This is a genomic window from Streptomyces sp. NPDC001292, from assembly GCF_042896465.1.
Classification (GTDB): domain Bacteria; phylum Actinomycetota; class Actinomycetes; order Streptomycetales; family Streptomycetaceae; genus Streptomyces.
This window is the reverse complement of sequence record NZ_JBIAXG010000010.1, coordinates 144,156-159,311: the sequence shown is the minus strand read 5'-3', so window position 1 is coordinate 159,311 and position 15,156 is coordinate 144,156. Positions and strand designations below refer to the sequence as shown.

The following is a 15,156-nucleotide window of genomic DNA, read 5'->3' as shown; positions in this document are numbered from 1 at the left end:
AACGGCCGTACCGTGCAACAGAAAGGTGACAACAGTGTTGATCCGTGACGTCCGCCCCTGGGGTGGCGAGCGCAGCGACGTCGAACTGTCCGGCGATCGCATCGCGTCGATCCACCCGCACGACCCGGCCGCGCAGCCGGCCGGTGAGGTGGTCGAGGGTCGCGGCCGGCTGTTGCTGCCGTCGTTCAGCGACGTGCACGTGCACCTGGACTCGACCCGGATCGGCCTGCCGTTCCGGCCGCACACCGGCGGCCCGGGAGTCTGGACGATGATGCTCAACGACCGGCAGAACTGGCGCACCGCGGAGGTTCCCCTCAAGGAGCGGGTGGCCGGCACGCTGGAGCGGATGATCGCCCGCGGAACCACCCGGGTGCGGTCGTACGCCCAGGTGGACGTGGACTGCAAGCTCGAGAAGTTCGATGCCGTGGTGGCCGCGAAGGAGAAGTTCGCCGGTCGGGCCGACGTCCAGATCATGACGTTCCCGCAGGCAGGCATCCTCCGCGAGGAGGGGACCGTCGACTGCCTGGCGGCCTCGCTGAAGGCGGGCGCCGAGGTGATCGGAGGCATCGATCCCTGTTCCCTCGACCGGGATCCCAAGGGGCACTTGGACGTCGTGTTCGGGCTGGCCGAGAAGTACCAGGTCGAGGTGGACATCCACCTGCACGAGCCGGGTCACCTCGGGGTGTTCTCCACCGATCTGGTGCTCGAGCGCACCCGGGCGCTGGGCATGCAGGGCAAGGTCACGATGTCCCACGCCTACGAGCTGGGTTCGATCTCCGAATCGGTGAGCCGCCGCATCATCGACGACTTCGCCGAGCTGGACATCGCGATGGCCACCGTGGCGCCGCCGGACCGCGGGCAGCTGTCGCTGGTGGCGCTGACGGAGGCAGGCGTCCGGGTGGGCCTGGGCGAGGACGGCCAGCGCGACTACTGGAGCCCCTACGGCAACTGCGACATGCTCGATCGCACTTGGCAGCTGGCCTTCACCAACAACTTCCGCCGTGACGACCTGATCGAGATGTCGCTGGCGGTCGCGACCATCGGCGGGGCCTCGATCATGAGTCATGACGTCGCCCGGCCGGCCGGGGTCGCCGACCGGCCCGGTCTGGCCGTCGGCGACCGTGCCGACCTGCTGCTGGTCGACGGCGAGACGCCGGCCAGTGCCGTGATGGACCGCGGCACCGACCGCACCGTCCTGCACGACGGCGTCGTCGTCGCCGACCAACTGGCCCTGGTACGCCGCTGAGCCCGCGCGAACAACGGCCCCTCCCCTTACCAGCGGCCGGGGCCTGTCCCAGGTGTATTGCCCTGAGAGGTTGGGAGCCTCTCAGGGCAGTACACCTAGATCAGCAGCTCGCCGCCCCGGACCACCACTCGCCCACCGGACACGACGAGTTCACGCCGAGGTGCCCGCATCAGAGCGTCCTGCACGTTCTCGGCATCGACCAGCACGATGTCCGCGGGTGCACCCGCCGCGAGGTCGTGGACGCTTCGGTGCACGAAGCCCGCCGCGCGGGTGGTGGCGAGTTGCACCGCGTAGCCGAGATCCCCGTCGGTCCGCATTCCGTGGAGCCGCGCGAAATCCAGGGCCACGCGCAGCAGATCACCGTCGCCGAACGGCGACCACAGGTCGCGGATCCCGTCGGTTCCCAGACCCACCGGCATCCCCCGGTCTCGCATCCCGCGCCAGGGCAGTGGCGCCATGCGCACCGGGGCGACCGTCGACCAGGAGATACCGGCCTCGGCCAGCTCGTCGAGCAGGTCGGCCTGCCGGTCCGACGGCAACTCCCCGATGGCGAAGCCATGGGAGATGTTGACCTTCCCCTGCAGCCCGGCGCGGCGAGTGCGGTCGGCGATGAGCTCGAACTGGAAGGCGCCCAACGCGCCCCCGTCGTGCAGGTGGATGTCGATACCGACCCCGCGCCGCTCGGCGATGTCGAACAGCCCGTCGAGCTGCTTCACCGGATCGCGGTCGATCGCCGCCGGATCGAGTCCGCCGATACTGGTCGCACCGTTCGCCGCCGCCTGATCCAGCAGGTCCAGGACGCCGGGTCGGCGGATCACCCCGTCCTGTGGGAACGCGACGATCTCCACCTCGATCGCGCCGCCGAGTGCGTCCACCGCCTCGCGGACGGCGTCGATCCCCCGCAGGCCGATTCCGAGGTCGACGTCGACGTGGCTGCGCGCCGCGGTGACGCCGTGCCGCAGGAACTCCCTCAGCACCGTGAGGCTGTTGGCCACGCTGGGAATGCCGAGCGCGTCCCGCTCGGCCCGTTCGTGCGCGATCCGTCCCGCCGTGGTCGGCTCGCCGCCGTAGGACACCCACGGCCGGCCCCACCAGCTCTTGTCCACGTGGGCGTGTGCGTTGATGAAGCCGGGCAGGGCGAGCAGTCCGCCGCCGTCCACCCGCTCGCCGGGTTCGCCCACGGCACCAGCGGGCACCAGAGCGCGGATCTCCCCACCGGAGACGACGATGTCGACAGCCTTCATGCCCCAGGGTCGGACATTGGTCAGAATCAGATCAGCCATTGAGAAATGGTATACCGAAGCATCGTGGGCTGGGCCCTCGACCACCCGGCCGCGGGGATCACCGGCGATGGACGGCGATCGCGTGTCGACTGTTCTCCAGGTGCTTGGCGACCAGTTGCTCGACGAGCGCGACGTTCCGGTCCGCGATGGCGGCGAAAAGGACCTCGTGCTCCTGCGCGATCGCCATGAGGTCGTCGTGCTGCACCAGCAGCCACCGCATCCGGCTGCGGAAGGTGCTCGCCAGCTCGCTCAGCAGCTCGTTGGCAGCCATCGATGTGACAGTCTCATGAAAGTCCGCCGCCGCACGCCGGGCGCGAACGGCGTCCCCCGCACGGGCGGCCTTCAGCTCTTCTTCCAGGTTGGAGCGGAGCCGGTCGAGGCCGGCGCGGTGGCGCCGTTGCGCGGCGAGCCGGAAGGTCAGCGCCTCCAGCGCCCCGCGGACCTCGGTCAGATCCGCGATGTCCGATGGCGTGAACTCCCGAACGACCGCCCACGTCCGCGGTCTCGGCGTGACCAGGCCCTCGGCAACGAGCACGCGCAGAGCGTCGCGAACGGGCACTCTGCTCACGCCCATCTGTGCCGCCAGCTCGCGTTCGACGAGCTTGCTCCCGGGCTTGCGAACACCATCGAGAATGTCATCCCGGAGCTGCCGCGTGACCCGCTCGGACTCCGGCTCGAACTCCCCAGACCCTGCCATGCCCCCAGTGTCCCACGGGGAGCGCGACTATTTGGTATACGGATCTGGATTCGAGGTGCCGCCACCTACCGCAGGAGTCGGCCGCTTCGTCACGGCGCAGGCGCACGGCGGGGGCTCCTCAGTCGAACCAGCGGTCCCGCGCCAGTTCCTCCGTCCGGGAAGGGTCTTCCAGGAGTGCCGCGACCTCGAAGCGGCGCGGCCACTGGCCCGCCGCCCAGGCGAGGCCGGCGGCCACGCCCTCCAGGGTGGCCGCGTGCAGGACGCCGTCGGAGGTCAGCCGCCAGTCCAGCTCGGTTCCGTCGACGACCAGTTCCTCGTGCTCGACGTAGGTGCGGGGGGTACGCGGGCCCAGCAGCACCCGTACCGGCTCCGGGACGTCGTGCTCGGTGCCCTCGGAGTCGACCTCGCCCGTGACGGACTCGCTCAGCCGCCGCACCTGGAACAGCTCGGCCAACTCGGCGGCCAGCGTGGGCCGTACGGGCAGCAGCGGGACACCCTCGGTGAACGGCAGCAGGTCCGGTGAGTCGCACACCACGGCGTCGGCGGCGTCCACGACCTCCACCCGGCCGTCGACCACGGCCCGTACCTCGTCCGGCAGGGTCACCTGTTCGGGGTCGAGTTCGGCCAGTGCGCCGTACAGGGCGTGCAGTTGGGTGGACGACACGGGACGCTCGGGGTCGGCGAGCCGTTCGAGCAACTCGGCGGCGCCGCCCGGTTCCTCGAGCAGCGCGGCGACGCTCGTACGCACGCCGAGTGCCCGCAGCACCTGCTCGTCGTCGAAGCCGGCGGCGTCGGCCTCCTCGTACAGACCGCGCAGCAGCGGGTCGGAGCCGGCGGCGCGCAGACCGGCCGGGCGGCGCCCGCCGAGCACCGGGTGCCCGCGCAGCCACCAGGCGGTGTACGGCCGGACGATCTCGTGGGTGCCGTCCGGCAGCAGGATCCGCACCGGCTGGGTGAGCGCGTCCCGCAGCGGCGGCTGGGCGAGCAGCGCGAGGGCCCGGGGCCACTGGTCGTCGTCGACGAGGTCCAGGTCGCGCACGGCGACGATCTCGGTGGCGACCGGCGGCACGGGCGTGTCCGGGAACCGGTCGAGCAGGTCCTCGCACCACACGTCGACCGCGTCGAGCAGCCCGGGGTCGTCCGGCTCGGGGAAGTCCCCTTCACGCGGCTCGAGTTCGTCCGGGTCGAGGACGACGTCCGTGGCCCGCACCAGGGCGAAGTTCGCGAGCACACCGCACGCGGCGAGCGGCTGCTCACCCCACTTCCCGGCCAGCTCGGCGTCCACGGCCGGGAGTTCGCCCTCGCGCATGAGACGGGCGAACGGGCCGCCGGGGAGGACGAGTTCACCGGCCGGGGCGAGTTCGCCGTCCTCGTCGGGCAGGGCGAGCGCGCCCAGCCAGGGCTCGTCGCCGGGTTCGAGTCCGGCGTCCCTGACCAGGGCGAGGACGGTGTCGGCGAGTTCCTCGGCGTCCGGGGTGTGCTCGTCCCATCCGCCGGTGTCCTCGTCGAGGGAGGCGGCGACGGCGGCCCGCACCTGCGGGGTGGTGAGCACGGCACGCGGCGTCGCGGGCAGGGCGCCGAGCTTCTCCAGGAGGGGATGGACGGCGTCCGGGTGGGCGACCTTCAGACCGAGCCGGGCGAGCACCTCCGGGTCGGTGAGGGCGGCGCCGGCGACGGGCAGCAGGACCTGCCGGGGCCCGATGGTCGTACGGCTGTCGGCCAGCGGCACCGGCAGTCCGGAGAGCCGGTCGGGGTCGACGCCCGCGAGGCTGTCGTACAGCCGCCGCCACCAGCCGGGCTCCTTCTCGAGTCCGGCCAGCCGGTCGACGGCGTCGGTCAGCGGGAGGCGGGCCACGCCCAGCGTGCGCAGCTCCACGCGCCGTTCGAGTCCGGCGGGCAGCAGGGTGGGCAGCACCTCGGCGAGGACGCGCACGGTGTCGGCGCCCGCGCCCTCGACCACCTCGGCGTCCCGGGGGCGGAGGGATTCGGGCAGGTCGGAGTCGTGCTCCTCGGGCACGGCCGCGGGCGGCAGGAAGGAGGTGCGCGGCAGCCTTTCGAGGATGGCCTGCCGCAGCGCGCCGTCCAGTTCGCCCTTGCCCAGGGGGCCGGGCACGAGGTCGATGACGCCCTCGGTCACCGGCCGCCAGTCGGCGAGGAGTTCGGCGTAGGCGTCGGCCGCGCGCTGCACGAGGAAGTCGGTGAGCGGGCCGGGCGCGGTGTGGCGGCGGGTGCTGTCCAGCGGGAACGAGGCGATGAGCAGGGCCGGCACGCCGAGGGGTTCGTCGCTGGGGGTGGGGGCGTGGACGACGGGGCTGGTGCGGGGGCCGGCCGGGGTGCCGTCGGCGTCCACGGGGACGGCCCAGGTGACCGACCAGTACGGGCGCAGGCGCTCCTCCACCGGGCGGTCGGCGAGGAGTTCCGGGGTGAGCGGGCCGTGTGCGCCCGCGGTACGCCAGCGGGTCGTGCCCTCGCGGGTGTCCTCCACGACCGTCAGGGCGCCGTCGGTACGGCGGCGCAGGGTGCGCGGTGCGGCGCCGCCGATCTCGACCACGACCTCCTCGAGCCCGGGCAGGGCGAGGAGCAGGGCGTCGTCGACGGCGTGCAGGAGACGTTCGGCGAGGTCGGCGGCGGCCGCGTCACGCAGGCGCAGGATGACGACCGTGTCGTAGGGGTCGGGCGCGGTGCCCTCGGCGGGGAACGGCAGCCGCAGCAGCGGTACGTGTCCTTCGCGGCGGCGGATCTCGTCGCCGAGGCCGGGGCTGTGCCGGGCGGTCTCCTCCGCCAGCGCGCGTGCCTCGGCCAGCGACCACCGGACACCGCCGTGCCGGCCGACGACGGCGGGCTCGTCGGTGACGGCGAGGACGGCGGCGAAGCCGACGCCGAAGCGGCCGACGGCGCTGTCGCGGGCGTCGCGCTTGGCGGAGGCCCGGAGCGTCGACAGGGACTCCACGCCGGCCGCGTCGAGCGGGGCGCCGGTGTTGGCGGCGAGCAGCACGCCGTCGCGCAGGGTGAGCCGCAGCCGGCCGGGCACGCCGGCGCGGGCGGCGGCGTCGGCGGCGTTCTGCGCCAGCTCGACGACCAGCCGGTCCCGGTAGCCGCCGAGGACGAGGTCCTCCTCCGCGTTGGCGTCCTCGCGGAACCGGGCCGGGCTGGTGGCCCAGGCGTCCAGCACACCGCGCCGCAGGCGCGCGGTCCCGAACGGATCGCCTCCGGCGGACGGCTGCACCAACATGCTCACGTTCACTCTCCTCATCGGCGTGACGACGAAGGTACCGCGCGTAGGAGAGGCCATTCGCCCGGCGGACGGACGGACCGGACCGGTCGCGAGGCAGGTCCTAGGAGTGCCCCAGCTCGGCGGTCTCGTCGTCCCCGGTCACCGGCACCGAGCCGGAGTCCTGTGCCGGACGCAGCGGGAAGGGGTCCACCCGCGTCTCGTCGATCACCGGCTGGGCCGGCTGCGGGGGCTTGGGCATCACGGCGGCCTCGGAGTGGCCGCCGCAGCCGTACGTCAGGGAGACCACCCGGCCGTCGGCCGGGGAGAACTCGTTCGCGCAAACGCCGAAGGCCTGACCCAGCGAACCGCCGATCGGCACCAGGAAGCCGCAGCTCACGCAGGCCGCCGGGGCCGCCTGGGCCATCGGCGTCTTCGCGCCGAAGCCCTCCTCCCAGCGGTCGGCGGCGACGTGCAGGCCGTAGCGGGACAGGACCCTGGCGCGGCGCATGCCCAGCTCCTGGGCGAGCGCGGAGATCGAGCCGCGGGACGGGACGGTGGGGAGGTTCCTCGGCGGGCCGGCCATGACCTCGGCGTCCTCGGCCTCCGCCAGGTCGGCCATCTCCCCGGAGACCGCGGCGTTCGGCGCGGGCTCGTCCTCGCCGGAGTAGCCGGGCTCCAGGCGAAGGTCCTCGGCGTCGGTGGGCAGCAGGTCGCCGGGTCCCATGTCGCCCGGGCGCAGGCGCTCGCTCCACGGCACCCACTCGGGCGCGAGCAGCGCGTCCGGGCCGGGCAGCAGGACGACCTCGTCCAGGGTGACGACCCTGGCGCGCGAGGCACGGGCCACGGTGACGGCCCAGCGCCAGCCGCGGTATCCCAGCTCCTTGCACTCGAAGAAGTGCGTGACGACCCGGTCGCCCTCGGAGAGCACTCCCGCGTGCTCGCCGACGACTCCGGGCGCGGCCGCCTCCTCGGCTGCGGCCCGGGCGAGGTCGACCGCCTCGGCGCACAGGCGGTCGGGGGTGCGGCTTCGCGTGGTCGCTGCGCTCACAGGTATCGCTTCTCTCCTACGCCGTCTTTCGGGTGCGCCGGCCTGAAGGCGGCGGGGCGGACGGAGCGGACCCTGGGACCGCTTCGACGTCCACGCCCGATCGCGCTCGGGCGCACCTACGTCATCCATTCTGCGGTATGCACGTAAGGCGCGCGGTCGAGAACGTTCGCCACGACGCGCTACGCACGCTACCTTCTCGTCGCCGTGCGGCCTACACCGACGTTGGCTTCACCGCGCCGCGCCAGAACTTTCCCACCCACGTCAACGCCCGCCGGCTCCCCATCGCCGGACCCACGAACCCCGCCCCGAGCCCGGACCGCGGCGCTCCGCACCGCTTGCGCCCGGAAGGCGGCCGTGTCCGGGACCACGACGCTCCGCACCGAGGCCGTGGCCGGGACCGCCCGCCGAGGCGTTCCGGGGCCCTCGGCCGACGTGAACCACCACCCCGGGCCGACTCAGCCGCGGCCGCGCCCCGCAACCGCCCGGCAAAGCCGCCGGGGCCCGACGGAAAACCGGGCCACCGGGGCCCGCGGCCGAGCAGGCGGCCGCGACGACGGCCGAGTGGCGGCGCCAAGCGGCGGCGCGATGCCCCGGCCCCACCGTCGCTGACGCGGCCCGGTCGGCGGCGGCCCGGGGCGGGTCCGCCACGAGGAGCCCGGCGGGGGCGTGTCGGGGCCGGGTGGGTGCCTTAGGGGTGTCTCGTTGGTCCCATCCGTGCCGCCATGGCGCTACCGCTGCCGTTTCCGGGGCAGTATGACGGGGTGGCAGCCGCGAGGACGCCCCCGGGAACCACCGGCGTCGGTGGGGACAAGGGGGTCAAGGGGAGCAGCCGGGGCAGCGGTTCGGGCCGGTTCGGCGGGTCCGTCCGCGCGGTCGGGCGTGCCCTGCACCTGCCCGTGACCGGAGCGGTCCGCGGCATCCGCAGGGCGACCAACGCCCACGGCGCCGGCGAGTCCGGGCTCGGCCGGCTCATCGAGCTGCACGCGGTGAACGGCGCCGGCGACGTCATGATCACCGTGGCGCTCGCCTCCACCGTCTTCTTCTCCGTGCCCACCGACGAGGCCCGCGGCCGGGTCGCGCTGTACCTCGCCATCACCATGGCGCCCTTCACCGTCCTCGCGCCCGTGATCGGCCCGCTCCTCGACCGCCTCCCGCACGGCCGCCGCGCCGCGATGGCCGCCGCGATGCTGGCCCGGGCGCTGCTCGCGCTGATCATCGCGGGCGCCGCCGCCAGCGGCAGCCTGGAGCTGTACCCGGCGGCGCTCGGCGTGCTGGTCGCCTCGAAGGCGTACGGCGTGGTCAGGAGCGCCGTCGTGCCCCGGCTGCTGCCACCCCGGTTCTCCCTGGTGAAGGCGAACTCGCGGGTGACCCTCGGCGGGCTGCTCGCCACCGGCGTGGCCGCGCCCATCGGCGCGGGCCTCCAGGCCCTCGGCTCGCACTGGCCGCTCTACGGCGCCTTCGTGATCTTCGTCGCGGGAACGTTCCTGTCGTTCGCCCTGCCGCCGAAGGTCGACTCGGCCAAGGGCGAGGACCGGGCGCTGCTCGCCGCGGACGAGCAGCACCTGCGCGGTCCGCACCGCAAGCCACTGAAGCGTCCCGGCCTGCGCACCGTCGGCACGGCCGTCACGCACGCCCTCGCCGCGAACGCCGCGCTGCGCTGCCTCTCCGGATTCCTGATCTTCTTCCTCGCCTTCCTGCTCCGGGAGCACCCGCTGACCGGCGAGAGCGCGGCGGTCTCGCTGGGCATCGTGGGCGTCGCGGCGGGCGCGGGCAACGCGCTGGGCACGGCGGTCGGGGCCTGGCTGCGGTCGCGTGCGCCGGAGGTCATCATCGTCACGGTCGTCGCGATCGTGCTGGGCGCGGCGGTCACGGCCGCGGTCTTCTTCGGCCCGTTCCTGGTGGCCTGCCTGGCCGCGATCGCCGGCTTCGGGCAGGCGCTGGCCAAGCTGTCCCTGGACGCGCTGATCCAGCGGGACGTGCCCGAACCGGTGCGGACCTCGGCGTTCGCCCGCTCCGAGACACTGCTGCAGATGGCCTGGGTGCTCGGCGGCGCGATCGGCATCGTGCTGCCGCTCAACGGTGTGCTGGGCCTGTCGGTGGGCGCCGGGATCGTGGCCGCCGGCTGGCTGCCCACCGTCCGCGGTCTGCTGGCCTCGGCCCGGCACGGCGGCGCCGCGCGCCCCCGGGTGGCGTGAGGCGCGCACCGCGGCCGTATGCCAGTCCGCGCCCCCGCATGCCACGCCCGCACCCCCGCGTGGGCGGGCGGCCGGGCGTGCCCGATAGCCTTCGGACATGACCACGCTGCATTCCGCCGTGCGACGCCGCCGCGCCGTCGCCGCTGCCGGCGCCGTTTCCGCCGGACTGCTCGTCCTGTCGGCCTGTTCCAAGCCGACCCCGCTGTCCACGCTCACCGTCGGCAGCTCCTCCGTGAGCTCGGAAGCCACCTGCTACAACGACGGCAACGCGCTCAAGACCGCGGACCTGGCCAAGTGCCTCAAGTCCAAGGACATCAAGACGATCAAGGTCGACCCGGACGAGACCGTGCGCTTCGGTGTCGACCCGAAGATCGCGAAAGCGGGCTGGACCATCCTGATGAACGGTCAGCCGCTGACCGACTCCAGCACCAAGACCTACCGCACGATCCCGGGCAGCGTCTTCTTCAACGCCCAGTACGGCGCCAGCGGCAACTCGACGCTGGTCTCCCTCAAGGAGGGCGAGAAGGACGTGCGAGGTCTGTGGTCCTTCAAGCTGACGAAGAACTCCTGACCACGTCCTCGCCACGCGTCCTGGTCGCCACCGCGGTCCCCGTCGAACGGGACGCGGTGGCACGGGCGTTCGCCGGGCCCGCGGGTGAGGAGCCGCTGCGGCCGCTGCCCGGAGCGACCGTGTGCCGGGTCCCCGGGCCGCCCGCCGTCGACCTGATCGCCGCCGGGGTGGGCCCCGCCCTCGCCGCCGCGACAACCGCCTCCGCGCTGACCGCCGCCGCGCTCGCCGGAGCCCCCTACGACCTCGTCGTCTCGGCCGGTATCGCCGGCGGCTTCGCGCCCCACGCGCCCGTCGGCTCGCTCGTCGTCGCCGACGAGATCACCGCCGCCGACCTGGGCGCCGAGACCGGCGAGGGATTCCTGCCGGTGACCGAACTCGGCTTCGGCACCGTCACCCACCGTCCGCCCGAAGCGCTCGTACGGGCGATCGCGGCCGCCGCCTCGGCCCGTACGGGCACGGTGCTGACCGTCTCCACGGTGACCGGCACCGCCGCCCGGGCCGGCGCCCTGCGCGTCCGCCACCCAAACGCCCTGGCCGAGGCCATGGAGGGCTTCGCCGTCGCCGAGGCGGCCGCCGCGCACCGCGTCCCGGTGCTGGAGGTGCGCGCGGTCTCCAACCCCGTCGGCCCGCGTGACCGCGCCGCCTGGCGCATCGGCGACGCCCTGACCGCCCTGACCGAGGGCTTCGGGAAGCTCGCGCCCGTCCTCACGAGTTGGAAGATTGCATGAGCCCTGACAGCAGCCGACTGCGGATCGCCTACTCCCCCTGCCCCAACGACACCTTCGTCTTCGACGCGCTCGCCCACGGCCGCGTCCCCGGCGCGCCCGCGCTCGACGTCACCTTCGCGGACATCGACATCACCAACGGCATGGCCGAGCGCGGCGAGCTGGACGTGCTGAAGGTGTCCTACGCCGTGCTGCCGTACGTCCTTGGCGAGTACGCGCTGCTGCCGTGCGGCGGCGCGCTGGGACGGGGCTGCGGGCCCCTGGTGCTCACCAAGGAACCGGACGCCGACCTGACCGGCCGCACGGTCGCGGTGCCGAGCGAGAAGTCGACGGCGTACCTGCTGTTCCGCCTGTGGGCCGCGGACGTCGTTGGAAACAAGGGGCGCGGGCCCGCGGGGCCCTCGGTTGAGGGTGGTGGTGGGCGACGGGCCGGCGGTGTGGGCGAGATCGTGGTCATGCCGTTCCACGAGATCATGCCGGCCGTGCGGGACGGGAAGGTCGACGCCGGTCTGGTGATCCACGAGGCGCGTTTCACCTACCGGAACTACGGCCTGCACAAGCTCGCCGACATGGGCGAGCACTGGGAGAGCACCACCGGGCTGCCGATCCCGCTCGGCGCGATCATCGCCAGGCGGTCGCTGGGCGAGCGGACGCTGACGCGGCTCGCCGACGCGATCCGTGCGTCGGTGCGCGCGGCCTGGGACGACCCGGAGGCCTCCCGGCCGTACGTCATGGAGCACGCCCAGGAGATGGACCCGGCCGTCGCCGACCAGCACATCGGGCTGTACGTCAACGAATTCACCGCCGGCCTCGGCGAGGACGGCTACGCGGCGGTCCGCGGGTTGCTCACACGTGCGGCGGCCGAGGGGCTCGTACCGCCCCTCGGCCCGGACGCGCTCGCTTTTCCCTGACCCGGGCGGGTCAGTCGGGTCATACGTCCAGCTGGTCGGCGACCGCGCGCAGCAGACCGGCGACGTTCTTGCCGGACGTCTTGTCGGGGTAGCGGCCGCGCTCCAGGGTCTGTGCGACGCCCTCCAGGAGGGTGGTCAGGTCCTGCACGATGGATGCCAGCTCGTCCGGCTTCTTGCGCTGGGCGGCGGCGACCGACGGGGTCGGCTCCAGGAGCGTCACGGAGAGGGCCTGGTCGCCGCGCTGGCCGGCGACCACCCCGAACTCCACCCGCTGTCCCGGCTTGAGCGTGTCCACTCCGGCGGGAAGCACCGAGGAATGGACGAAGACGTCACCGCCGTCGTCGCGGGAGAGGAAGCCGAAGCCCTTCTCAGCGTTGAACCATTTGACCTTGCCGGTAGGCAAAGCACGCACCCCATCTCACCGGTCAGCCGAACCACAGTTGCCGCAGGTCAGGCTATCTAGCGCTCGCTCGTGCCTGCCGTTGTCCCGAAGCCTCCCCACCTCTTTACCCGCCGTCAAGCCCGCCCACTCCAGTCGGCCGAACCTGGCCGGTCGGCGTGGGCGCGCTCGCTCGGGGCGAGGGAGGCAGGGGATATCTCAGCACATGAGGGGGCGGCTCCGGCAACCCGTATTCGCGGAGAGTGTTGACACCCGGACGGCGGGCGCTCCGGCGCCCCGCGCCGGCCGGATCACGACGGCACCGCCTTGCGGATCTGGAGCAGATCCCGGGCGGCGGCCCGCGGGCCGTGGACCTGCCCAACTCCGGTGGCGTCGAGGACCAAACCGGGCGAAGGAGGTGCGGTGAGGGCCCGTGCATCGGGCCCGCCGTCGCATGAAGCAATTGTTGAATGGTCAGTGATATCAGGGGGCATTTGCAGGACCGCCGTCAACGGCCTTCCCACTTCACACCGGAGGCCGGCACCCCTCGTCAACACCTCACCGAGACTGGCCGAATTTCGCAGCGCACCGCACGTCGCTATGACAGGTGGCCGTCCGGCATCAATGGAAATGTCGGGTAATTTTCCGACAAGGCAAGATGGCGCACAGTGTGCGCACATCACGAAAGAGTGTTTTGTCCGGAGCGATCGCGCAATCGTTCCTTCTTGCGACAAAACTCCGGTCCGGTTCGAATACGCGCGGGGTCGTCCACCGTTGCCGACCGTCCCGCCGACGCCCGCCCCACGGCCCCTCTCGGGTCCTCGGCACCCGCACACCAGGAACTACCCTTGGTGGCGTGCGTGACAATACCCGAACGAATTCCGCCACGGCCGGTGACCGGCTGATCCGTGCAGGTGCCATCGTTTTCTTCATCGGTGCGCTGGCAACCGCGGTGACGGTGGCGCCGCTGTTCCTCGGCGCGAAGCCCTTCCCGACCTACATGTTCGGGCTGAGCATGCTCATGGGCGTCGGCTTCCTGATCGCCGGTGCGGGCGTGCTCCGGTCGATCGCCGCGGGCCGCCGTCAGGCGCGCGGCGGCTCACGCTAGCGGCTGAAAAGCGCCCGGTTGGCCGAGAGCCAGTTCGGGAACGCGGTCAGATCCGCGAGCACGACCTCCGCGCCCGCCGCCCGCAGTTCCCCCTCGTCGCACGGTCCGGTGGCCACCGCCACCGACAGGGCGCCGGCCGCGCGGGCGCCCCGGACGTCCCCGACGTGGTCGCCGACGTACACCCGGGCGCCGTACTCGCGCAGCGCCTCGGCCTTCTGCTCGGCCCACAGGTCTCCGATCACCGCGTCCGGCTCGATGCCCAGGTGCTGCAGGTGCAGCTTGGCGTTCGGCTCGTACTTGGCGGTGACGACGATCGCCCGCCCGCCGTCCTGCCGCACGGCCTCGATCGCCTCGCGGGCGCCGGTCAGCGCGGGCGTGGCGGAGACGGCGATCGCCGGGTACAGCTCCCGGTACAGATCCCCCGCCGCCTCCACCCGCTCGGCCGGGAACCAGTTGACCAGTTCCTCCGCGAGCGGCGGACCGAGCCGCGTGATCACCAGGTCGGCGTCGATGTACGTCCCGGTCCGCTCGGAAAGCTCCAGGTAGCAGGCGCGGATGCCGGGGCGGGAGTCGATGAGGGTCATATCGAGGTCGAAGCCGACGGTCAGCGGGCGAGAGGTCATAGGGGCCATTGTGCCCAGGGGCCCGGGCCACGAGACCTGCGGCCCGTGCGACGTACACCTACTTCCGGCGCCGCGGGCGCGCCTACTTCCGCCGCTGCGAGCGCCACACCAGGAACAGTGCCGACAGCACGGCCGCGGCCCGCACCACCCACGGCCAGGTCTGGGCGACCGCGTCGTTCATGTGGCCCTCGGCGACGGGGGTGCCCCAGCGGTCGTCGGTACGGCCCCACAGCCAGACCACCCCGGCGGCGAGCGCCAGGCCGGGCATGCCGACGACGGCCCACTTGGACTCCGTCGGGGTCAGCCGGCGGGAGGCGTAGGCGATGACCCAGCCGAGCAGCAGCGCGTACCAGTTGCCCAGGACCGCGCCGACCACCAGCAGCCCGGCGGCGAGCAGCAGCAGCGGATTGCTCCGGTCCGCCATCAACGGGGGCAGCGCGAAACGCCGGCGCCCGGCGGGCGCGTCCGGCTCGGCCACCTCCACCGGTTCCGCGGCGCCGGCCGCCTCGGGCGCGGGCTCCGCCTTCGCGGGTTCCTTCGCCGGCGGGGGCTTGAGCAGCTCCGGGATCTCCACCCCGCCCATGAACCCCGGTACGTCGTCGCCGATCCCCAACGGCCCCTGCTCCACGCGCCACCACTCGGAGCCGCTCGCCGGGCCGCCGAGCTCGTCGGCGCTCGCCAGGTGCGGCGGGGACGGGCCGTCGGACGGCGCGGGGCCCGCCTGCGGCTGCGGCGGACGCGGCCGCGGTACGACCTTGCGCAGCCCCTTGGGGCGCGCCTGCGCCGCCCCCGGTTCACGCTGCGCGGGCACGGCCGGGCCCGCTGCCCGCGGTCCGCCCCCGCCGGTGCCGCCCGCGGCCGCGACGACGTCGTCGGGACTGCCGAGCCCGTCGAGGATGCGGCGGACGGCGGCGGGACTGTCCACGGCGGCCTTCGCACGGCGCCGGTCGATCTCGTTGCGCAACTCCGCGACCAGGCGCATCCGCGTGGCCGAGGACAGCTGTCGTCGCTGAGCGACGTCCCCGACGCGGCTCAGATACTCGTAGACGACCTGATCGCTCTCGATCCCCACGAAGCCCCTCCGGGGTGGCTGGCCGATGACCCCGTTGGACGAAGGTACCGCCTCCCGCACGGTGCCCGGTGCCGCTGTACGGGG

Annotated in this window: 13 protein-coding genes; 6 read left to right on the top strand and 7 right to left on the bottom strand. The window is 73.3% G+C overall.

Annotated features, from left to right (window positions below):
- Positions 1-34 precede the first annotated feature (34 nt).
- Complete coding sequence (locus tag ACFY4A_RS14300) at positions 35-1,246, top strand: amidohydrolase family protein (protein WP_390829727.1); 1,212 nt, start codon at positions 35-37, stop codon at positions 1,244-1,246.
- Between the two features lie 95 nt (positions 1,247-1,341).
- On the opposite strand, the gene ACFY4A_RS14295 is transcribed toward ACFY4A_RS14300, so the two are convergent.
- From ACFY4A_RS14295 to ACFY4A_RS14280, 4 genes are all read right to left on the bottom strand, one after another.
- Entirely contained in the window at positions 1,342-2,529 is a 1,188-nt protein-coding gene (locus tag ACFY4A_RS14295; protein ID WP_390829726.1) for an amidohydrolase, read from the bottom strand.
- 58 nt (positions 2,530-2,587) lie between these two features.
- Positions 2,588-3,226: a GntR family transcriptional regulator gene (locus ACFY4A_RS14290; RefSeq protein ID WP_390829725.1), complete on the bottom strand. Its 639-nt coding sequence runs from the start codon at positions 3,224-3,226 to the stop codon at positions 2,588-2,590.
- A gap of 118 nt (positions 3,227-3,344) precedes the next feature.
- Positions 3,345-6,464: a sacsin N-terminal ATP-binding-like domain-containing protein gene (locus ACFY4A_RS14285; RefSeq protein ID WP_390829724.1), complete on the bottom strand. Its 3,120-nt coding sequence runs from the start codon at positions 6,462-6,464 to the stop codon at positions 3,345-3,347.
- A gap of 97 nt (positions 6,465-6,561) precedes the next feature.
- The gene (locus ACFY4A_RS14280) at positions 6,562-7,488 is read right to left on the bottom strand and encodes a DUF3027 domain-containing protein (protein WP_390829723.1); all 927 of its coding nucleotides are present in this window, start codon (positions 7,486-7,488) and stop codon (positions 6,562-6,564) included.
- A 761-nt stretch (positions 7,489-8,249) separates the two neighbouring features.
- On the opposite strand from ACFY4A_RS14280, the gene ACFY4A_RS14275 reads away from it, so the two are divergent.
- From ACFY4A_RS14275 to ACFY4A_RS14260, 4 genes are all read left to right on the top strand, one after another.
- Positions 8,250-9,683: an MFS transporter gene (locus ACFY4A_RS14275; protein WP_390829722.1), complete on the top strand. Its 1,434-nt coding sequence runs from the start codon at positions 8,250-8,252 to the stop codon at positions 9,681-9,683.
- Between the two features lie 97 nt (positions 9,684-9,780).
- Positions 9,781-10,254, top strand: coding sequence for a DUF2771 domain-containing protein (locus ACFY4A_RS14270; RefSeq protein WP_390829721.1), 474 nt, complete (start codon positions 9,781-9,783; stop codon positions 10,252-10,254).
- Positions 10,224-10,982: a futalosine hydrolase gene (locus ACFY4A_RS14265; protein WP_390829720.1), complete on the top strand. Its 759-nt coding sequence runs from the start codon at positions 10,224-10,226 to the stop codon at positions 10,980-10,982. Before ACFY4A_RS14270 ends, ACFY4A_RS14265 begins: the two co-directional genes overlap by 31 nt.
- Positions 10,979-11,890 carry a 1,4-dihydroxy-6-naphthoate synthase gene (locus ACFY4A_RS14260; RefSeq protein ID WP_390829719.1) on the top strand — a complete coding sequence of 304 codons (912 nt, stop codon included), beginning with the start codon at positions 10,979-10,981 and terminating at the stop codon, positions 11,888-11,890. The genes ACFY4A_RS14265 and ACFY4A_RS14260 overlap by 4 nt, the downstream gene beginning before the upstream one ends.
- 19 nt (positions 11,891-11,909) lie before the next feature.
- On the opposite strand, the gene ACFY4A_RS14255 is transcribed toward ACFY4A_RS14260, so the two are convergent.
- Positions 11,910-12,293, bottom strand: a complete 384-nt coding sequence (locus ACFY4A_RS14255; protein ID WP_384177662.1) for a cold-shock protein — start codon at positions 12,291-12,293, stop codon at positions 11,910-11,912.
- A gap of 832 nt (positions 12,294-13,125) precedes the next feature.
- Here ACFY4A_RS14255 and ACFY4A_RS14250 point away from each other — a divergent pair.
- Positions 13,126-13,377, top strand: a complete 252-nt coding sequence (locus tag ACFY4A_RS14250) for a hypothetical protein (RefSeq protein ID WP_390829718.1) — start codon at positions 13,126-13,128, stop codon at positions 13,375-13,377.
- Here ACFY4A_RS14250 and ACFY4A_RS14245 read toward each other — a convergent pair.
- On the bottom strand, positions 13,374-14,000 hold the full coding sequence (locus ACFY4A_RS14245; protein WP_390829717.1) for an HAD family hydrolase: 627 nt from the start codon (positions 13,998-14,000) through the stop codon (positions 13,374-13,376). The two genes, ACFY4A_RS14250 and ACFY4A_RS14245, sit on opposite strands and share 4 nt — an antisense overlap.
- A gap of 82 nt (positions 14,001-14,082) precedes the next feature.
- Positions 14,083-15,072, bottom strand: a complete 990-nt coding sequence (locus ACFY4A_RS14240) for a hypothetical protein (protein WP_390829716.1) — start codon at positions 15,070-15,072, stop codon at positions 14,083-14,085.
- Positions 15,073-15,156 lie beyond the last annotated feature (84 nt).

Bases quoted from the DNA above. Each gene is read 5' to 3' on its own strand.
- ACFY4A_RS14295 (WP_390829726.1), bottom strand. From the start codon at position 2,529: ATGGCTGATCTGATTCTGACCAATGTCCGACCCTGGGGCATGAAGGCT.
- ACFY4A_RS14290 (WP_390829725.1), bottom strand. From the start codon at position 3,226: ATGGCAGGGTCTGGGGAGTTCGAGCCGGAGTCCGAGCGGGTCACGCGG.
- ACFY4A_RS14270 (WP_390829721.1), top strand. From the start codon at position 9,781: ATGACCACGCTGCATTCCGCCGTGCGACGCCGCCGCGCCGTCGCCGCT.
- ACFY4A_RS14260 (WP_390829719.1), top strand. From the start codon at position 10,979: ATGAGCCCTGACAGCAGCCGACTGCGGATCGCCTACTCCCCCTGCCCC.
- ACFY4A_RS14245 (WP_390829717.1), bottom strand. From the start codon at position 14,000: ATGACCTCTCGCCCGCTGACCGTCGGCTTCGACCTCGATATGACCCTC.